This window comes from Pseudomonas sp. RIT-To-2 (genome assembly GCF_029623465.1).
In the GTDB taxonomy this organism is placed as follows: Bacteria; Pseudomonadota; Gammaproteobacteria; order Pseudomonadales; family Pseudomonadaceae; genus Aquipseudomonas; species Aquipseudomonas silvicola.
Genome location: NZ_JAPYKM010000039.1, coordinates 42,076 through 60,740 on the forward strand (window position 1 = coordinate 42,076; position 18,665 = coordinate 60,740).

Consider the following 18,665-nt stretch of genomic DNA (forward strand, 5'->3'; position numbering starts at 1 on the left):
CAGGCAGGGGTATTGCCGCCCTTGCCTGTCAGGTCAGTAGAGGAGTGGTGTCGAACTCGAGGCAGTCGGCCAGCGAGGTGAACATCGGCCGCCGGCACAACCAGGCCGTCAGGGCCGTGTACGCCAGTGTCAGGCCGGTGATCTGGGCGCGGGTGGCCCGTTTCTCGCGACGGTTGCGTGCGTCGGCCCGGGCCTGGGATTCGCCTTGGCGGCGGGTGTTGACGAACAACGAGGCGATCAGCAAGCCGATCAGCACGTAGAACACCGAGATGAACGTCAGTTTTGTCACGATGACCATGACGGTGTTCAAGGCGCCGCGGTTGCTGCGTATCGAGGCATAGACCGCGTACAGGATTGCCAGGGCGAAACCCGTCACGCCGGCGCTGTACACCAGTACGGCGGGCAACTCCAGCCATCGACACAGCGCACCGATGATCACGCCGGCAGCCGGCAGCAGGTTGGTGATGGCGGCGTCCGTGTAGTCGGTGTAGAGGGTGGCCACCTGGGCGTGGTGGCGCCGCAGGGTGACCGCCGTGATGCCGGCCCCGATCAGTAGCGTGTACTTCCAGCCGGGACCACCGAAGAACCATTGCCACAGCGTTTGCGCGGCAGCGGGTTGAGCAGCCGGGGCAGGAGCCTGGTAGCGCGGCTGAAGGGGGGCGGCGGGCGCCACAGCGTGCGGCTGAGGCTGTTGCTCAGCCGCCGCCCGGGCCTGCTCGGCGCGCTGCGCTGCCAAGGCATCTTGCGCCTGGCGTTGCGCTTCACGCTGCTGGGCCTGAACCCGCTGCTCAGCGTCATAGGCCTTGGCCTGCTCATCCGCGGCGTAGTGGTCAAGCACCTGAATACGCGCGCCCAGCGCCTTGTCCAGGCACTGCTGAGTGGTGCATTGGTCACGCTGGGCCAGCCACTCACGCTGGGACTGGCGTAGCGCCTGCGGATCGGCGGCAGCGGTCAGGGCCTTCTTGTAGGACGTGGCGAGCACGTTGTCCACTGTGGACAGATAACCATCGGCGCAGATGGATTTTTCCGCGAAGGAACTGGCCTTCGAACAATCGAAGCTGGCAGCCATGCCATTGCCAGCCAGAAGCGCCAGCAGCAGTGCGGTGGTGTGGCGGAGCGTCATCCTGTAGTCCCTTATCCTGGTAAATGCCGAGTCCTGTGCAAAGGCAGAGCCTGTATCGGCGGTGCGCGTGAATTCCTTAGTGGCTTTTCGCTATGGCCGATCTAGGTTCCAGTCTGCGTGTCCTCGGCAGCGCTGCGGCAATGTGAGCTCGATTTCCACTCGGCGATCGATAGCCAGGCATTGGCGCCATGCGGCGCTGTTGCCCCACCAACACTTGATCGGCAGTTTGCCGCTTTCCGCCCTCGCCAACCCCCGCCAAAGCCCTTTGAACCGGGCCTTTCAACCCGGCACGGCTTGTGCAATCCCCTAGGCCAGAACCATTCGCCGAGGGACGCCCGTGCATCCAACCTTCAAGACTTTCACCCTGGCCGCGCTGTGTGTGGCGCTGGCGGCGTGCGACCGCAGTACCCAAGTGGCACAGCGCAGCACCACGCCCGTCAGCGGCGGCACGCTGGTCTATGCCACCGACCGCGAGCCCACCTGCCTGGACCCCCACGTGTCCGGCGACATGCCCCAGGTATTCGTGGGGCAGCAGTACCTGGACTCGTTGGTGTCCATGGACGAAAACGGCAAGATCGGCCCTTGGCTGGCCAAAAGCTGGGAGGTCTCCGCCGACGGAACCACCTATACCTTTCACTTGCGCGATGACGTGCATTTCACCGATGGCACGCCGTTCAACGCCGCCGCCGTGAAGGCCAACCTCGACCACATGGCCAACCCCAAGACCCAGTCCAGTACGGCCGGTGGCTATATCCGCCAGTACGTCAGCACGGACGTGGTGGATGAGCACACCGCCGTGGTGCACCTGTCCTCACCCTATGCCGCGTTCCTTGAAGTACTGGCGCAAGGGTTTCTGGGTATCGAGTCGCCCACCGCGCTGTTGCGCTCGCGGGACGAAAATTGCCAGTCGCCGGTGGGTTCGGGGCCGTTCAAGGTGGTCAAGTGGGACCGCCAGAGCCAGGTTGAGCTGGTGCGCAACCCCGATTACAACTGGGCGCCGCCCACGGCCCATCATCAAGGGCCAGCCTATCTGGACCGGGTGGTGTGGAAGTTCATCCCCGAACCATCGGTACGCTTCGCTTCGCTGCAGGCCGGTGAGGTGGACGTGATCGAGGCACTGCCGCCCGAGTCCCACGCAGCGGCCCGGCATAACCCGGACCTGAGCCTGATGATTGCCCTGCGGCCCGGCAACCCCACCAACGGCACCCTCAACACCCGCCGGGTGCCCTTCAACGACGTGAAGGTGCGCGAGGCCTTTGTGCGCAGCGCCGATGTGGAGGGCGCGCTCAAGAGCGTGTACTTCGGCGAGTTTCCGCGGGCCGGGGCGCCGTTGAGTTCAGCCACGCGGTTTCACAGCGCTGACTTCGAGCACGCGCAGGACTATGACCCGGCCCGGGCCAACCACCTGTTGGATGAGGCCGGCTGGACGCGGCGCGACGCCCAGGGTTACCGCACCAGGGACGGCCAGCGCCTGCAGGTGCATGTGATCATGAGCAATGAGACCCCGCCCTCGGAGCAGACCCTGTGGGAACAAGTGCAAGCCACCACCCGCGCCGTGGGCTTCGAGGTGTTGATCGACCAGATGAGCGCGGTGCAGGCCACCGACCACCAGGCCAAATGGGACTACGACGTCATTCCCGAGTACTGGAACACCAACACCGCCGACGTGCTGCGCATCATCTTCAGCTCGCAGTTCCTGCAACCGGCGGGTGTGGGCGGGTACCACCAGAACACCGCAGGCTTTGACGACAAGACGTTCGACCAGACGCTGGAGGGCGCCCTGGCCACCCAAGACCCGCAACAGCGCCAGGCCCTGTATTACCAGGCACAGGCGATCGCCAGCCGCAACTACCTGCAACTGACCACCTACCCGCAAAGCACGCGCCTGGGCATCTACAAGACCACCCAGGGCGTGCGCATCGAGCCCTCCCTGGCCGTGACCTACCTCTATGACGCATGGGTGAACAAATGAATGCCATCGTGACGCTGGAAAACCCGCGCCGTCAGCGCTTGGCCCACCTGGGCCGGCGTGCGCTGCTGCGGCTGGGCGGTGCCGTGCTGGTGCTGTGGGCCGTGGCCACCCTGACGTTCTTTGCCCTGCGGCTGATGCCAGGTGACCCGGTGCTGGCCATCCTGGGCGGCCCCAGCGGCAACCCGACCCCGGAGACCATCGCCGAAGCCACCCGCGAGTTCGGGTTGGACAAGCCGCTGGCCGTGCAATACGGCCTGTACCTGGCCAAGCTGGTGCAGGGTGACCTGGGTGTCTCCTATTCGCGCCACCAGCCGGTGACCCAGGTGCTGGCCGAGCAGAGCGGGGCGACCCTGGAGCTGGTCGTGGTCGCCCTGTTGCTGGCCTGGGCGCTGGTGCTCGCCTGGACCCTGGTGACCGCTGGCCGGCGGGGCTGGCTGAGCCAGTTGGGCTCGCTGGTGGAAACGGTGTCGGCGGCACTGCCGCAGTTCTGGCTGGCGATCATGTTGCTGGCGGTGTTCGCCTTTGGCCTGCGCTGGTTTCCGCCGGCGGGCAGTGACGGTATCGCCACCCTGGTGTTGCCGGCGCTGGCGCTGGCCCTGCCATTGGCCGGTTTCATCGGCCAGGTGACCCGCGAATCCCTGGAATTGACCCTGGAGCAGCCCTTCGTGCTGACTGCCCGTACCCGTGGCCTCAGTGACCTGGCGGTGCGTTTCCGGCACGCCCTGCGCCATGCGGTGCTACCGGGGGTGTCACTGTCGGGCTGGGCCATCGGCGCGCTGATCAGCGGCGCCGTCGTGGTGGAAGTGATCTTTTCCCGCAAGGGCCTGGGGCGCCAGCTGTACCAGGCGGTGCAGGCCCAGGACCTGCCCCTGACCATCGGCATCAGCCTGGTGGTGGCGGCCGGCTATGTGCTGGCCAACATTCTCATCGACCTGCTGTATGAGTGGATCGACCCACGCCTGGCGGAGCAACGCCCATGAGCCAACTGATTCTCGAAGCCCCCGCGCTGGACCTGGCCCGGCCCCGTTTCACCCCGCGCTGGGGCACCTTGCTGGCAGGCCTGTTCCTGGCCTGGCTGGTGGCCGCGGCACTGGCCCCGGGCCTGTTCAGCCACAGCGATCCGCTGGCCATCGTGCCGCGGGACGCGTTTCAGGCGCCTGGCTGGGCGCACTGGTTCGGTACTGACCAATCGGGCCGCGACATCTATGCACGCATCGTCTTCGGTGCCCGCCAGTCGCTGCTGATCGGCATTGCCGCCACAGCGCTGGCCATGGCCGTGGCCATCAGCCTGGGGCTGCTCGGCGGGCTGTTGGGCGGCGCGACCGACCGCGCCATCGGCTGGCTGCTGGAAGTGCTGTTCGCCTTTCCCAGCCTGGTACTGGCCCTGCTGTTCGTGGCGGTATTTGGCAGCGGTATCGGGCCGTTGATCATCGCTACCGGCATCGGCGGCGCGCCGGGCTACGCACGCATGGTCCGCGGCCAGGTACTGAGTGTGCGCAATGCCGGTTATATCGAGGCGGCCCGCGCCTTGGGCCACCGCCCAGCGCGGATCATCCTGCGCCAGTTGCTGCCCAACGCCCTGCGCCCGCTGGTGGTGACCATGACCATGGGCGTGGGCCAAGCCATCGTCTGGGCTTCGGCCCTGAGTTTCCTGGGCCTGGGTGCCAAGCCGCCCGCACCCGAGTGGGGGACCATGCTGTCCATGGGCCGCGACTTCGTGGTCAACGCCCCCTGGCTGACCTTCGTGCCCGGGCTGTTCATCGTCTTGACCACCTTGTCCACCACCGTGGTGGGCCGTTACCTGCAACAACGCCTGGAGGGCCGCCTGTCATGAGCCAGAAGACATTGACTGTCGAGGGGCTGTCCATCCGTTTCGGTGACCACAGCGTGGTGCGCGATGTGAGTTTCACCCTGGCACCGGGCAAGACCCTGGCGCTGGTGGGCGAGTCCGGCTCGGGCAAGAGCGTGACCGCGCGCAGCCTGATCGGCCTGGCCGGTGCCGGCGCGCAGATCAGCGCACGCACCCTGCGCTACGGGGATCATGACTTGCTGGCCTTGAGCGAACGCCACTGGCGACGCCTGCGTGGGCGCGACATTGGCTTCGTGCTGCAGGACGCCCTGGTGTCCCTGGACCCGTTGCGCCCGGTGGGCAAGGAGATCCTCGAAGTCCTGAGCACCCATCAGTGGGGCACCGCGGCCAGCCGCCAGGCGCGGGTGCAGGAGCTGCTGACGCGGGTGGGTGTACCAGAGCCGCAGTTGCGCGCCCGTCAGCGCCCCGACCAACTGTCCGGTGGCCTGCGCCAGCGCGCGCTGATTGCCAGCGCCCTGGCCCTGGACCCCAGCCTGGTGATTGCCGACGAACCCACCACTGCGCTGGACGCCACGGTGCAAGCGCAGATACTGGAAGTGCTGCAGGGCATCAAGGCCCGGGGTGCGTCACTGGTCATCATCAGCCACGACTTGGCGGTGGTCGCGCAATTGGCCGATGACGTGCTGGTGCTGCGCCATGGCGAGGTGGTGGAGCAGGGGCCCATCGATCAGGTATTGCGCACCCCCAGCCACCCGTACGCCCAGGCACTGCTGGACGCCGTGCCTGGCGAACACCAGCGTGGCACGCGACTGTCACCCGGCGGCGGCCCGGCCCCACGGGTGCGGACGCTGGCGGTGGGCGAGCCGTTGTTGCAGGCCAAGGGCCTGGGCAAGCGCTATGAGGGCCCTGACCGTCAGGTGCGCCAGGTGGTCAATGACATCAGCTTCGCCCTGCATCCCGGGCAGACCCTGGGGATAGTCGGTGAGTCCGGTTCAGGCAAGACCACGGCCGCGCGCATTGCCCTCGGCTTGCTGACCCCGGATGCCGGTACCGTGACCTTCGCCGGCCAGCCGTGGAACGGCACGGGCGAGGGGGCGGTCAGCGAGGCGCGGCGACGCTTGCTTCGGCGCGACATCAGCGTCATCTACCAAGACCCGCTGAGCTCGTTCGACCCACGCTGGAATGTCGGCCAGATCCTCGTCGATGCCCTGGACGTTGCCGGCGTGGCGGCGCACGAGCACGCGGCACGGGTCGCCCGCCTGCTCGACCAGGTGCGCCTGCCGGCTGCCCTGGCCAGCCGTCGCCCTTTGCAACTGTCCGGCGGCCAGCGGCAACGCGTTGCCATTGCCCGTGCCATCGCCAGTAACCCCAAGGTGATCGTCTGCGACGAACCGGTATCGGCGCTGGATGTGTCGGTGCAGGCCCAGGTGCTGGACTTGCTGGCCGACCTGCAGACCGAACTGGGCCTGGCCTACCTGTTCATTTCCCACGACCTGGGGGTGATCCGCCATGTCAGCGACCAGGTATTGGTGATGCGCCACGGCCAGGTGGTGGAGAGCGGCAGCGTCGACCAGGTGTTTGATCACCCGCGCCATGACTACACCCGCCGCCTGCTGGCCGCTGTGCCGCGCTTGCCCGGTGCCGGGGTGGCCTGGCAGGCACCGCCGGTGGAAGCGGAAAACCCGTTGTGGCTCTTCGATGAGTCGCGCCTATGGAAAATCGCCATTTGAATCGCCCAGGAGTCACCATGTCTGTACAGGCCTTGAAAGACCGCATTTACGCGCTGCTCCCACACATCGAAGCGGGTGCTGCTGCCCGCGAGCGCGACCGTCAGTTGCCCCATGAGGCGGTGCGTGCGCTGGCCCAGGCCGGGCTGTTCACCCTGCGCGTGCCTGAGGCTGCCGGTGGCCCGGGGGCTTCAGTGCGTGACGTGATCGAAGTGCTGCTGGCGGTAGCGAGCGTCGACTCCAACACCGCCCAGGCATTGCGTCCTGGCCTGGCCTTCCTGGAAGGCCTGCTGACCGGTGCCGAAGACGATGCCGACAGTGAGCGTGACCGCTGGTTTGCCCGTTACCTGGACGGCGCCGTGCTGGGTAACGCCGGCTGGGAAGTGGGTGGCGCCAACGGCGCCATCAGTGCGCGCATCGTGCGCCAGGGGGATCACTACCGGGTTACTGGCAGCAAGTATTACAGCACCGGCGCCCTGTACGCCGACTGGATCAGCGTGGTGGCGCTGGACGAAGACGACCAGCCCCGGTCGTTCGTGCTGCCACGCGACCGCCAGGGCCTGGTGCTGCTCGATGACTTCGACGCCATGGGCCAGCGGCTGACCGCCAGCGGCACAACGCGCCTGGACGAGGTCATCGTCTACCCGGACGAAATTCGCGCCCGCACGGTGCAGGAGGGTACCCGCACCATCGTCACCCCATTCCTGCAGTTGTTCCTGGCCACGGTGCAGGCGGGGATCGCCCGCAACGCCCTGAATGACGCCGTGCGTTTCGCTCGCGACCACGCACGGCCGATCAAGCACAGCAGCGCCAGCCGCTCGGTGGACGACCCATACGTGGAATTGAGCGTTGGCGAGATCGCGGCCCGCGCCTATGCCGCCGAAGCGGTGGTACTGCGCGCGGCCGACACCATCGACCGCGCCTGGGCGGCGGGGCAGGCTCCCGCGTTGGTGGAGCAGGCGGCGGTGGAAGTGGCCCAGGCCCAGTTCATGGCGGCAGACAGCGCATTGAAAGCGGCCGAGCGGCTGTTCGACGTGGGTGGCGCGTCCACCACCAGCCGCCAGCACAACCTCGACCGCCACTGGCGCAACGCCCGCACCGTGACCAATCACAACCCGCGCGACTGGAAGGCCGCGGCGGTGGGCGCCTGGGCACTGAAAGGCACGCCACCGCCCACCTCCGGGCTGTTCTAAGCCCCTCATGGCGCCGCGCTGGCCCCGAAGCACCGCGCCTGGCGCCCGGTCCCACAGCATTGGTCGCGCCGGCGGGGCTTGTCTGTGGGACCGGGCGAAGCTCGGGAAAAGGGCACCGCGTAACGTCAGGCTATCTGCGGGCCCAGGTTCTTCAGGTACATATGTACCAAGTCTGGCACATTTCATGATTGTCATGGAGGCCGTCGTATCCTCCGGATGTCCCGCCAAGGAAGTGCTAAACCATGCCCCAGAGCACCACAACGCCCGAAAACCCTCGCCCGCACTGGAAAATAGAACACCTGCCGGATACCCCCCTGGCCTTCGTCATGGTGTTCCTTCGGCGCTTCAAGGGCTGGTACCTGGCCATCCTGTTGCTACAGATTGGCGCGGCCGTGTGCACTATCCTGGTTCCCTGGGGGCTGGGCCAGTTGACCGGGCTGGTCAGCCGCCTGCCAGCCATTGACCAGGCTTTCGATGCGCTGCGCACCCCTTTGTTGCTGTTCGGTGCGTTGCTGGTGGTCGAAATGCTGATGATGCGTATCGGCAACGGCTGCCATATCCATGTGGTGCCCATTCAGCGCCGTGCCGTCACCCAGACGCTGTTCGCCTACCTGCAACAGCATTCCCATCGCTTCGTCAGCAGCGAGTTCGCCGGCGCCCTGGCGCATCGGGTATCGGAGGTCTCGCTGGGGGTCAACATGGCGATCGCCATCGTGCTGTTCGACCTGATCCCGGTGCTGGTCACCCTCAGCGTCTCCGTGGTGCTGTTGTACCTGGCCGCACCGGTGCTCGGCGAGTTCATGCTGGCCTGGGCGATACTGTTCATCGCCGTCAGCTACTGGCTGGCACGCCGCAGCCAGCCGCTGGCGCAGCAGTTTTCGGCAGCGCGCAGCCTGTGCAACGGCAAAGTGGTGGACGCGGTCAGCAACCTGACCAACATTCGCCTGTTCGCCCGTCACGCCTTCGAATACGACTACCTCAACAGCTTCCTCAACCGTGAGATGAAGGCCGCCTACCGCGCTTTCATCTACATGGAGAAGATCCGTTGGCTGCTCACCGGCCTGAGCGTGGTGCTCAAACTGGGGATGGTGCTGCTGGCCCTGTACCTGTGGCAAGCACAGCGCGTGGACGTGGCGGGGTTCGTGATGGCCACCAGCCTGTCATTGCTGATCGTCAACGACGTGGCCAACCTGGCCCGCCGGCTGCTGGACTTCTTCGAAGCGGCTGGCAACATCAGCAACGGGGTACGTACGCTGACCCGCCCCCACGAAGTCACGGACCGTGCCCAGGCACAACCGTTGGAGGTCAAGCGCGGGCAGATCGAATTTCGTCAGGTGACGTTTGGCTACGGCGTTGGGCAGCCCATCTTCCAAGGGTTCGACCTGACCATCCCGGCTGGCCAGCGGGTAGGGCTGGTGGGTTCCTCCGGCTCCGGCAAGTCGACACTGTTGAGCTTGCTGCTGCGCCTGTACGACGTGCAGGGCGGCACGGTACTGATCGATGGCCAGGATGTGCGCCAGGTCACCCAGCACTCGTTGCATGCCCAGATAGGCCTGATCCCTCAGGAACCGGGGCTGTTCCACCGCACCATTCGTGAAAACATCCACTACGGCCGCCTGGACGCCAGCCACGAAGAACTGGACGCCGCCATCCACCGGGCCGGTGCCGAGGGTTTCATCGGCCAGATGGAGCACGGCTACGACTCGCTGGTGGGTGAGCGTGGGGTGAAACTGTCGGGCGGCCAGCGCCAACGCATTGCCATTGCCCGGGTGATTCTCAAGGGCGCGCCGATCCTGGTGATGGACGAAGCCACCTCCAGCCTCGACTCGATCACCGAGCGGTTCATCCAGGACAAGCTGGATGAGATCATGGAAGACAAGACCGTGCTGGTGGTGGCCCACCGCTTGTCCACCGTGGCACACCTGGACCGTATCCTGGTGATGGACCACGGGCGGTTGGTGGAGGACGGCAGCCATGACGAACTCCTGCGGCGGCGGGGGCACTATTACCGGTTGTGGAGCCGCCAGGCGCAGGGTGTGGAAGAGCCGGCATGATCGCCCGCAGCGGACCTGGCCGCGTCACGAACGCCGCGCAGTATCCGCCATACCGCATGTACCGCCGACGCGGCCAGGTCCGCTGCCACTTGGCTTATGCTGATCAGGAATATCAAAAGCACAATCAATTCCTTTTGATTTTAAATGACCTGAGGCACATTAAACCCATCGCGGCACTGGCCGCAGCTTTCATCACAAGGGAACCGTGCCATGACCATTAAAGCCATCAACGTTCGCAACCAGTTCAAAGGCGTGATCAAGGAAATCATCGAAGGCCCGGTGGTGTCTGAAATCGACGTGCAGACCGCTTCCGGCATTGTCACCTCGGTGATCACCACCCGCTCCATCCACGAACTGGAGCTGAAAGTGGGCAGCGAAGTGATCGCTTTCGTCAAGTCCACCGAAGTGTCCATCGCCAAGCTCTGAGCCTGCCAGGCACGCTATCCATTGACCGCGCGGCGCCACGGGCAGAAGATCGTGGTGCAGCCGGCAAAGGAGAGATGCCATGAACAAGTTTGCCCATCATTCGCGTAACCTCCTGGGGCGCGATTTTGCCGTGGGCGATATTCATGGGCACTTCGAGCGTCTTCAGGGGGCGCTCGACAGTGCTGGCTTCAACCCGGCCATCGACCGTCTGTTCAGTGTCGGTGACCTGGTGGACCGCGGCCCGCAAAGCGAACACTGCCTGGAGTGGCTCGACCGCCCCTGGTTCTTCGCCGTGCAGGGCAACCATGAAGCCCTGGCCATCCAGCACCACGCCAATATCAGCGTCGACGAGCGCATGTACCGGGCCAGCGGCGGCGCCTGGTTTCTGGATGCCAGCCCGGAAAAACAACGCCTGTACGCCCAGCGTTTCGCGCAGTTGCCCGTGGCCATGGAGGTCGAGACTTCCAGAGGCCTGGTAGGGCTGGTGCACGCCGATTGCCCTTACCCGACGTGGCGGCAGTTGCGTGAATTCGTGCAGCATCGCTGGCCGGACGATACCTACACCGACGAGGGCTGCCAGTGGTCACGGGCACGGATCAAGCGTGGGGACGGTTCCGGCATTCGCGATGTACGCGCAGTGATCGTCGGCCACACGCCCCTGCGTCGCCCGCGTCGCCTGGGCAATGTCTGGCACATCGACACGGCAGGCTGGAGCGAGGGTTATTTCACCCTGATGGAGCTGGCGGCGCTGGAAGCGGTCAACGTGCCGGAGCGGCCGGTGGGGTAGGCCCCGTCACAAGGCCGCCTCGCTCTGGGCGTGGCGCACCTGGTGGGGCGGGAACATACGGTTGCGCCCCTGGCTCTTGGCCTTGTACAGGGCCTCGTCCGCCGCTTGCACGAGTGCATTGGGGTGCGTCTCGTTGCCCTCCGGCATCCATACATGCACACCGGCGCTCACCGTGACCAGCCCACCATCGTTGCCGGCATGGTGAATCGCCAGAGCACGCACGCTGTGCAGAATCTTTTCGGCCACCAGCCAGGTGCCGGCCCAATCGCTTTCGGGCAACAGCACCAGCATTTCCTCGCCGCCGTAGCGCACCACTAGGTCGGTGCTGCGGCCCACGCAATCAAGCACCGTGCGGCCCACGTCGCTCAGGCACTGGTCACCTGCGGGGTGGCCATACAAGTCGTTGAAGCGCTTGAAATGGTCAACGTCGATCATGATCAGCCCCAACGGCTTGCCGCTGCGCCGGGCGCGGCCGATTTCATGGGGCAGGGCGGCGTCCAGTTGACGGCGGTTGGCCAGGCCGGTCAAGGCGTCCTGCATGGCCAGGATCTCCAGCGCGGCGTGGGCGTTGCGCAGCTTGGCCTCGGTCATCAGGCCGCGACGGATCTCGCGCAGCAGGATGACCCCGAACACCGACAAGGCTCCGCCCACCAATAGCAAGAACAGGATAGAACGCACCAGGTTGGCGTACCAGGTAGCATAAATCGCGTCCTTGGACTGGGCGGCTTCCACCACCAGGGGGTATTTGTCCAAGGCCTTGTAGCTGAACAGGCGGGCCACGCCATCGATCAGCGAGGGCATCATGCTGCTGCCCGCGGGCTGGTTGGGCAGCAGCTCGCTGAACACCCGGCCACGGGCCAGGCTGGTGCCGATCACGTGTTCGTCGAAAGGCCGCCGGGCCAGCACCGTGCCGTTGCTCAGGGCCAGCAGGATCACGCCCTGGTGGTCCAGGTCGAAGGACTGGTAGAAGCGGTTGAAGAACTCCAGGTCGAGGGTCGCCAGCACCACCCCGGCAAACGTCCCGTCGGCGGCATCGATGCGCCGTGATACCGGAATGACCAATTGGTTGTTGGTGCGGCTGCGGATCACCGGGCCGATGTGCACGGCCGTGCTTCGGTTGAAACGGTGGAACTGAAAATATTCACGGTCGGCATTGTTGACGCCCTGCGGGTCGACGTCGTTGGCGGTCGCGAGCCAGTTGCCGTTCTTGTCGTACAGGAACAGGCCATGCAGTTGGTTGAGTTCGTGGGTGCGGATTTGCATCAGCCGGTGCAGGCGGGCCAGTTGCACAGGGCCGGTGCCGTCGACCTGCACCCGCTCGACCAGGTCGCTGAGCACCGTGTCGGCTTCCTGCACGGTGCTCTCGGCGTGCTGGGCCAGGGAGCGCGCCAGGTTGTTGGTGTCGGTGTGGGCTTCGCGCAGGACGTGGTCGCGAGCCGTCCAGATCTGCCAGGCGTCCAGGCCCAGCAATGACAGGAGCACCAGGGCCATGAAGCCAACGGCAAGACGTTGAGCCGAAGGGCGAGCTTTGGTGATGATGCGCTGCTGCAGGTTATCCAGCATCGGCGACCGGGGATGTCAGTGGGCGTGTTCATGAGTGTAGCTGCTTTACGGGACACTTTATGCAGGTGGAGCAACGGACGCTTGCGCCCCTTGGTCACCGCCAATGTACCGCAATCTTGTCGCAGCGGACCTGGCCGCGTCGGCGGTGCCTGCGTTGTGTCTGGCTGTACGCAGGGGGCGTGACGCGGCCAGGTCCGCTGCTTGGGCGCTTCAGGCCTGGGGCACCATGGCGAAGCCTACGCCAAAGCGGTTCCAGGCGTTGATGGTGGCGATGGCCAGGGTCAGGTTGACCACTTCCACTTCGCTGAAGTGCTCCAGCAGCGCCTGGTACTGGTCCTGGGGGGCATGGTGGATGGACAGCAACGTCAGGCTTTCCACCCAGGCCAGGGCGGCGCGTTCGCGTGGGGTGAAGAACGGGGTTTCCTGCCATACCGAGAGGGTCTGCAGGCGGGCTTCGGTTTCACCTGCCTTGCGGGCATCATTGGCGTGCATGTTGATGCAGTAGGCGCAGCCGTTCAATTGCGAAGCGCGCAGGCGCACCAGTTCCAGCAGGTCGCTTTCCAGGCCGGACTTGGCCAGGGCCATTTCCAGGCCGACCATGGCTTTGTACGCGTCGGGGGCTTGCTTGGACCATTCGATGCGAGTGCTCATTTCGGTGTCTCCGGGTAAGTAGGGTGTGGGAGATACCTTAACGAGCCGGGGCCCGAGACCGAATAGCCAATTGGCCCCTTTATGCAGGGGCCAATTGCTGAAGGATGCCATGCACCCGGTCCAGCGCCGGGTCGATGTCCAGGCGCTCTATGGCCCCGAACCCGAACAGCAATCCTTGCCCAGCGGGTGGTTGCCCATAAAACGGCATCAAGGGGTAAAGCCCGACCTCTGCCTGGCGCGCCACCTGCACCAGCAGGGACAAGTCCACCGGCACTTGGGCCAGTGCGCTCAAATGGTAGCCTGCCACCGCTGGCACCGCCTGGAACCAGGGCGCCAGGTCACTGTCCAGGCGCTGCAGGATGCGCTCGCGGCGGCCGCTGTAGACATCGAAGCAGCGGCGGATGTGCTTGAGCAATTCCCCCTCGTTGATGAACTTTGCCAGCGCCCACTGGTTGAGCGTGGGGGTGTGCCAATCGCTCAGTTGCTTGGCCACCCGCACGGCCTGCAACAGCGCATGGGGCAGTACTGCATAGCCCAGTCGCAGTTCGGGCAGCAAGGTCTTGGAGAAGGTGCCCAGGTAGGCGACCAGCCCTTGGGTGTCCAGGCTCTGCAGGGAGTCGGTAGGCGGGCCCTGGTAGCGGAATTCGCTGTCGTAGTCGTCTTCAATGATGATCGCCCCGAGCTCCGCGGCCCTGGCCAGCAAGGCATGGCGCCGGGCCAGGCTCATGGGCATGCCCAGGGGGAACTGGTGGGAAGGGGTGACGTAGATCAGCCGGGTGCCTTCGGGAATCAGCTCCACGCGCAGCCCCTGGTCATCCACCGGCACGTTGACCACGTCCGCGCGCTGGGCCGTGAACAGCAAGCGCGCCGGGGGGTAGCCCGGGTCTTCCATCACCACCTTGCAGCCTGGCTCGATGAGCACGCGAGACACCAGGTCCAGCGCCTGCTGGGCGCCGTTGGTGACCAGCACGCTATCGACGCTGGCCTGCACGCCACGGGCGAAGCCGATGTGCCGGGCCACGGCTTCGCGCAGCTCGGGCAAGCCCTGGGGGTCGCCGTGCAAGGAGGCCGAGCGGGTGCACTGGCGCAGCGCGTACAGGGTGCAACGGCGCCAGGTGTCGAACGGAAACTGGCTTTTCAGCGATGCGCCGCCGATGAAGTCGTAGCGGGCGCGGGTCTGGGCGGCGGCATGGCTCATGGGCATGGGCATGTCGCGCCACAGGGCGACGACCGCGGCACTGGCCAGCGGCGAGGGTGGTTGCGCAGGGTGATGGGCGGCGGGGCGGGGGCTGACGAACGTGCCGCTGCCCACGCGGCCACTCAGGCGGCTGTCGTAGGTCAGGCGTGAATAGGCTTCGGCCACGGTCTTGCGCGACACCCCCAACTGCGTGGCCAGCAAGCGGGTGGGTGGTACTTGGGTGCCCGCGGCCAGGCGACCGCTGTCGATGGCATCGCGCAGTTGCCGGTAAAGCTGTTCGCTCAGGTCCTTGCGGCCCTGAAAGGTGATGTGCAGTTCCATGGTGATGCGGCCGGCGGCAGAATATCGCGACAGCGTACGCCAACCGCGCGCTGGCAGGCCAGCGCTCACAACACCGGGGTCACACCAGCGGCACGGGGCTCAGGGTGCCCAGCAGTGACACCGCGGCGATGGCCGCCAGCCCACACAACCATTCCACCAGCACGGTCTGGCGCAGGGTGTTCAAGGCAATGCGCTGGTTATTCAGCGCCGCGCGGTTGAACAGGGCCAGCAACAGCATGCAGATCACCAGCGACGCCTTTACTGCCAGCACCAGGGCAAAACCGCCCGTCAGCGGCGTGGGCCATAGCGCACCGGTCAGTACCCGAACGTTGATCAGCCCGGTAACGATGATACCCGCCACCAGCATCAGGCCATATCGGCTGAAACGCAGCAGTGTGCCGCGCAGGTCATAGCCGTTTGGCCGGGCCTGCACGAAGATCAACAACAGCAGGGCGCCCATCCAGCCGGCCACGCACAGCAGGTGCACCAGCTGGTTGAGGATCAGCAGCATGCCCGGCAACCCGCTGAGCATGGCCGCGTGGCCCACGGGGGCCAGGGTCGCCAGTTGCACCGTGCTCAGGCCCATGGGTAGCCAGGCCGGCAGGCGCAGCGGAATGCGCAGGCACATCAGCAGCACCAGGCTGGCGAACAGGTGCACGAACCAGGCCTTGCCGAAGAAGGTCTGGGTCAGCACTTTCATGATCATGTCGCCTTGCAGCGCCGACTGCCAGTTGCCGGTCATGTCGGCGGTGGTCAGCATCAGCCAGGCCACCGCGGTGATCAGGCCGATGCCCGCCAGCAGGCACAACAGCGGGTCAAGCCACTGGCGCATGCGGGCCTGCTGGCGAGGTTCGCCCAGCAGCAGAGGCCGGAAAAGCAGCGCGCCGAACACCAGCAGCACCACACAGAAATGCAGAAAACGAACCGCTACCAAAGCACTCATGGGGTTACGGGGCCACCTTGAAGCTGTAGCTGCCTTCGCTCTTGTGAGTGTCTACCGACACGGCATGCCATTTCACCGTGTATTGGCCGGGTGCCAATGGCGCGGCCGGGGTCACGATCAGGGTTTTCTTGTCGGCGCCCTGGGTCGCGATGCTCTTGACCAGAACGTCCTTGCCGTCCTGGCTCAGCTCTACCTTGGTGAAGCTTTGCTCGACGCCTTCGGTAAACACCAGGCTGAGCTCGGCAGGCGCACTGACCGTGGCGTCGGCCGCCGGAATGGCGCTTGTCAGGTGAGCGTGGGCGAATACCAGTGGCGACAGCGCGCAACCCAGCAGCAGGGCGGCACCGCTGAGGAGCTTTTTCAGGGGCAGGGCAGTCATGATGAGAACCTCGGGCAGTAAAATTGGCGCAATTAAACACGATCTGAGGGTAGCAGGCGGGTGAAATGTTTTACTTGAAGTCACACTTGCGGCAACCTCGCAGCCCTCTGAGCCGCTTTCCATTCTACCGGACCTCGTGCCTTCATGACTTTTGCGTACCGCCGCTGCACCCTGTTCGCTCTCGGCCTGCTGTTGGCCGCGCCCCTGGCCATGGCCGACGAGGTGATCATCACCTGGCCGGCCGGCTGGGAGGTCGAGAGCTTGCCTGACCCTGATGGCTCCGCGGTGCACCGCCAGCGCGCGGCCATCAATGATGCGAACGGTGACCCGCAGATGGTGGTGGAACTGACTCGCACCGCCCTGGCGCCGGACCATCAGGTGAACCTGGGTGGCGTGGTGCTGGAAATGCGCAAGGCCTTGCAGGTGAACTTCAGCCATGGGGGCTACCAGAGTGTGTGCACCAAGGTGCACGACGCGAAGCTGGGGGACATCGCGGCGGTGGAAACCACTTGCAAGATCAGCCTCAACGGTGGCCACGTGATGACCCAGACCCTGGTGGCGGCGAGTACGGCGGGGGCGGCGTATTCGTTGTCGTATGCGGGCTCGGCACAGGGCTATGAGGCCCATGTTGCCGAGGTGCAGACGATTCGCGATGGCCTCAGGTTGCAACTGCCGTAGCGCCCTGGATCCAGGGGCTTTGGCGACCACTGATCCGTTATCGGTGACCTTCCGCGCCCCCCGTGGTCGGAAATAATTCATTGGGCGAGTAAATTTTCGCAAAGCCGCTACGTTCTGGTAATAGGCGCTTTGTTTCGCCGGTTATTTCCGATTCAGTAAAGCGAAGCGCGACCTTGAACACTGATAACCATCAGGCCGACTACTCGGCCCGCCATCGGCGCCCGTTGCCCCATGCCGCCCGCCCCAGTCTGGGGGCGATGAACGGCAGTGTCGCCGTGCCCGCGAATGGCCATTGGCTGCGCCGCCTACTGGCGTTCGCCGGGCCAGGCTACATGGTAGCGGTGGGGTACATGGACCCAGGCAACTGGGCCACCGACATCGCGGGCGGTTCGCAATTCGGCTACACCTTGCTCTCCGTTATCCTGCTGTCGAACCTGATGGCCGTACTGTTGCAGGCACTGGCAGCGCGCCTGGGCATCGCTACCGGCCTGGACCTGGCCCAGGCCTGCCGCGAACATTACCCACGGCCTGTGTGCGTTGCCCTGTGGCTGGCCTGCGAGGCGGCCATCATCGCCTGCGACCTGGCCGAAGTGATTGGCACCGCCATCGCCCTCAAGCTGCTGTTCGGCATTCCCATGCTCTGGGGCGCGATTCTGTGCGCGCTGGACGTGTTTCTCATCCTGCTGTTGATGAACCGCGGCTTCCGGGCGCTGGAAGCCTTCGTCATCGCCTTGCTGACCCTGATCTTCGCCTGCTTCGCTGCGCAACTGGTGCTGGCCCAGCCACAATGGCACGAGGTATTCGCCGGCTTCATTCCCCAGGCCAGCATCGTCACGCACCCGGCGATGCTGTACATCGCCATTGGCATCGTTGGCGCCACGGTGATGCCCCACAACCTGTACCTGCATTCCTCCATCGTGCAGACCCGCGCCTACCCGCGTACCCCCGAAGGGCGCAAAAGCGGCCTGCGCTGGGCGGTGGCCGACAGCACCATTGCCCTGACCCTGGCACTGTTCGTCAACGCGGCGATCATGATCACCGCCGCGGCGGTATTCCACAGCAACGGGCACACTGACGTGGTGGAAATCGAGCAGGCCTACCACTTGCTATCGCCCTTGCTGGGCGTGGGCATTGCCTCGGTGCTACTCGGCGTGGCGCTGCTGGCCTCGGGCATCAACTCGACCGTCACGGCCACCCTGGCCGGGCAGATCATCATGGAAGGCTTCCTCGAGCTGCGCATCCCTGACTGGGCGCGACGTCTGCTGACGCGGGGCATCGCCATCGTGCCAGTAGTGGTCGTGACCAGCCTGTATGGGGAGCAAGGCACCGCGCAACTGCTGGTGTTCAGCCAGGTGGTGTTGTCGATGCAGCTGCCGTTCGCGGTCATTCCACTGGTGGCGTTCGTGTCCAACCGTGAGCGCATGGGTGCGCTGGCCATCGGCCCAGTCACCAAGGTGCTGGCGTGGTTGGTAGCGACGGTGATAGTCGCGCTGAACCTCAAATTGCTATGGGATACCGTGGCCTGATGCATATCAGGCCGAGCTGCTATTGAGCGAGCCAGGCGGACCAGGCAATCCCCCAGACATAACTGGCCCGAAACAGATGTGGGACCGGGCTTGCCCGGGAAGCGCCGCGCGGGCGGCGCACGGTCTCAAGGGCGCCGGAAAAACCAAGACATGCACCTTGCGGCCCTGACCCAATCTCCAGGTGGACAATCAAGGCGGACCAGGCAATCCCACAGACATAATTGGCCTGAAACAGATGTAGGAGCGGGCTTGCTCGCGAAGCGCCGCGCGGGCGGCGCACGGTCTCAAGGGCGCCGGAAACCTTGAGCCATGCA

General features: G+C 65.4%; 17 protein-coding genes. 11 read left to right on the top strand and 6 right to left on the bottom strand.

Translation table 11 applies throughout. The features are described 5' to 3' along the window. Nucleotides 1-28 precede the first annotated feature (28 nt). Complete coding sequence (locus tag QBK88_RS25975; protein WP_277964284.1) at nt 29-1,123, bottom strand: lysozyme inhibitor LprI family protein; 1,095 nt, start codon at nt 1,121-1,123, stop codon at nt 29-31. Between the two features lie 337 nt (nt 1,124-1,460). Here QBK88_RS25975 and QBK88_RS25980 point away from each other — a divergent pair, with 337 nt between their 5' ends. The 9 genes from QBK88_RS25980 (at nt 1,461) to QBK88_RS26020 (ending at nt 11,092) form a co-directional block, all read left to right on the top strand. Further along, nucleotides 1,461-3,095 (top strand): ABC transporter substrate-binding protein, encoded by a 1,635-nt coding sequence (locus tag QBK88_RS25980; RefSeq protein WP_277964285.1) that lies wholly within the window; start codon nt 1,461-1,463, stop codon nt 3,093-3,095. After that, nucleotides 3,092-4,075 (top strand): ABC transporter permease, encoded by a 984-nt coding sequence (locus tag QBK88_RS25985; protein ID WP_277964286.1) that lies wholly within the window; start codon nt 3,092-3,094, stop codon nt 4,073-4,075. The genes QBK88_RS25980 and QBK88_RS25985 overlap by 4 nt, the downstream gene beginning before the upstream one ends. Further along, nucleotides 4,072-4,929, top strand: coding sequence for an ABC transporter permease (locus QBK88_RS25990; protein WP_277964287.1), 858 nt, complete (start codon nt 4,072-4,074; stop codon nt 4,927-4,929). The genes QBK88_RS25985 and QBK88_RS25990 overlap by 4 nt, the downstream gene beginning before the upstream one ends. After that, the gene (locus QBK88_RS25995; RefSeq protein WP_277964288.1) at nt 4,926-6,635 is read left to right on the top strand and encodes an ABC transporter ATP-binding protein; all 1,710 of its coding nucleotides are present in this window, start codon (nt 4,926-4,928) and stop codon (nt 6,633-6,635) included. Before QBK88_RS25990 ends, QBK88_RS25995 begins: the two co-directional genes overlap by 4 nt. A gap of 17 nt (nt 6,636-6,652) precedes the next feature. Then, on the top strand, nt 6,653-7,825 hold the full coding sequence (locus QBK88_RS26000; protein WP_277964289.1) for an acyl-CoA dehydrogenase family protein: 1,173 nt from the start codon (nt 6,653-6,655) through the stop codon (nt 7,823-7,825). 242 nt (nt 7,826-8,067) lie between these two features. Then, the gene (locus tag QBK88_RS26005; RefSeq protein WP_277964290.1) at nt 8,068-9,879 is read left to right on the top strand and encodes an ABC transporter ATP-binding protein; all 1,812 of its coding nucleotides are present in this window, start codon (nt 8,068-8,070) and stop codon (nt 9,877-9,879) included. Beyond that, nucleotides 9,876-10,100: a hypothetical protein gene (locus QBK88_RS26010; RefSeq protein WP_277964291.1), complete on the top strand. Its 225-nt coding sequence runs from the start codon at nt 9,876-9,878 to the stop codon at nt 10,098-10,100. The genes QBK88_RS26005 and QBK88_RS26010 overlap by 4 nt, the downstream gene beginning before the upstream one ends. Further along, nucleotides 10,090-10,305, top strand: a complete 216-nt coding sequence (locus tag QBK88_RS26015; protein WP_008370939.1) for a TOBE domain-containing protein — start codon at nt 10,090-10,092, stop codon at nt 10,303-10,305. The genes QBK88_RS26010 and QBK88_RS26015 overlap by 11 nt, the downstream gene beginning before the upstream one ends. 79 nt (nt 10,306-10,384) lie before the next feature. Beyond that, entirely contained in the window at nt 10,385-11,092 is a 708-nt protein-coding gene (locus tag QBK88_RS26020; protein WP_277964292.1) for a metallophosphoesterase, read from the top strand. A gap of 6 nt (nt 11,093-11,098) precedes the next feature. Here the strand turns inward: QBK88_RS26020 and QBK88_RS26025 are convergent, their stop codons facing one another. The 5 genes from QBK88_RS26025 to copC form a co-directional block, all read right to left on the bottom strand. After that, nucleotides 11,099-12,655, bottom strand: a complete 1,557-nt coding sequence (locus QBK88_RS26025; RefSeq protein WP_277964293.1) for a sensor domain-containing diguanylate cyclase — start codon at nt 12,653-12,655, stop codon at nt 11,099-11,101. 210 nt (nt 12,656-12,865) lie between these two features. Further along, nucleotides 12,866-13,306 carry a carboxymuconolactone decarboxylase family protein gene (locus QBK88_RS26030; protein WP_277964294.1) on the bottom strand — a complete coding sequence of 147 codons (441 nt, stop codon included), beginning with the start codon at nt 13,304-13,306 and terminating at the stop codon, nt 12,866-12,868. A 79-nt stretch (nt 13,307-13,385) separates the two neighbouring features. After that, complete coding sequence (gene pdxR, locus QBK88_RS26035; RefSeq protein WP_277964295.1) at nt 13,386-14,825, bottom strand: MocR-like pyridoxine biosynthesis transcription factor PdxR; 1,440 nt, start codon at nt 14,823-14,825, stop codon at nt 13,386-13,388. A 79-nt stretch (nt 14,826-14,904) separates the two neighbouring features. Further along, entirely contained in the window at nt 14,905-15,768 is an 864-nt protein-coding gene (gene copD, locus QBK88_RS26040; RefSeq protein WP_277964296.1) for a copper homeostasis membrane protein CopD, read from the bottom strand. A gap of 4 nt (nt 15,769-15,772) precedes the next feature. Next, entirely contained in the window at nt 15,773-16,138 is a 366-nt protein-coding gene (gene copC, locus QBK88_RS26045; RefSeq protein WP_277964301.1) for a copper homeostasis periplasmic binding protein CopC, read from the bottom strand. A 153-nt stretch (nt 16,139-16,291) separates the two neighbouring features. On the opposite strand from copC, the gene QBK88_RS26050 reads away from it, so the two are divergent. Together QBK88_RS26050 and QBK88_RS26055 are read left to right on the top strand one after the other, a co-directional pair. Continuing rightward, nucleotides 16,292-16,825, top strand: coding sequence for a DUF4946 domain-containing protein (locus QBK88_RS26050; protein ID WP_277964297.1), 534 nt, complete (start codon nt 16,292-16,294; stop codon nt 16,823-16,825). 173 nt (nt 16,826-16,998) lie between these two features. Continuing rightward, a complete protein-coding gene (locus tag QBK88_RS26055; RefSeq protein ID WP_277964298.1) occupies nt 16,999-18,351 on the top strand; it encodes an Nramp family divalent metal transporter in 1,353 nt (450 codons plus the stop codon). The last annotated feature ends 314 nt before the right edge of the window (nt 18,352-18,665 follow it).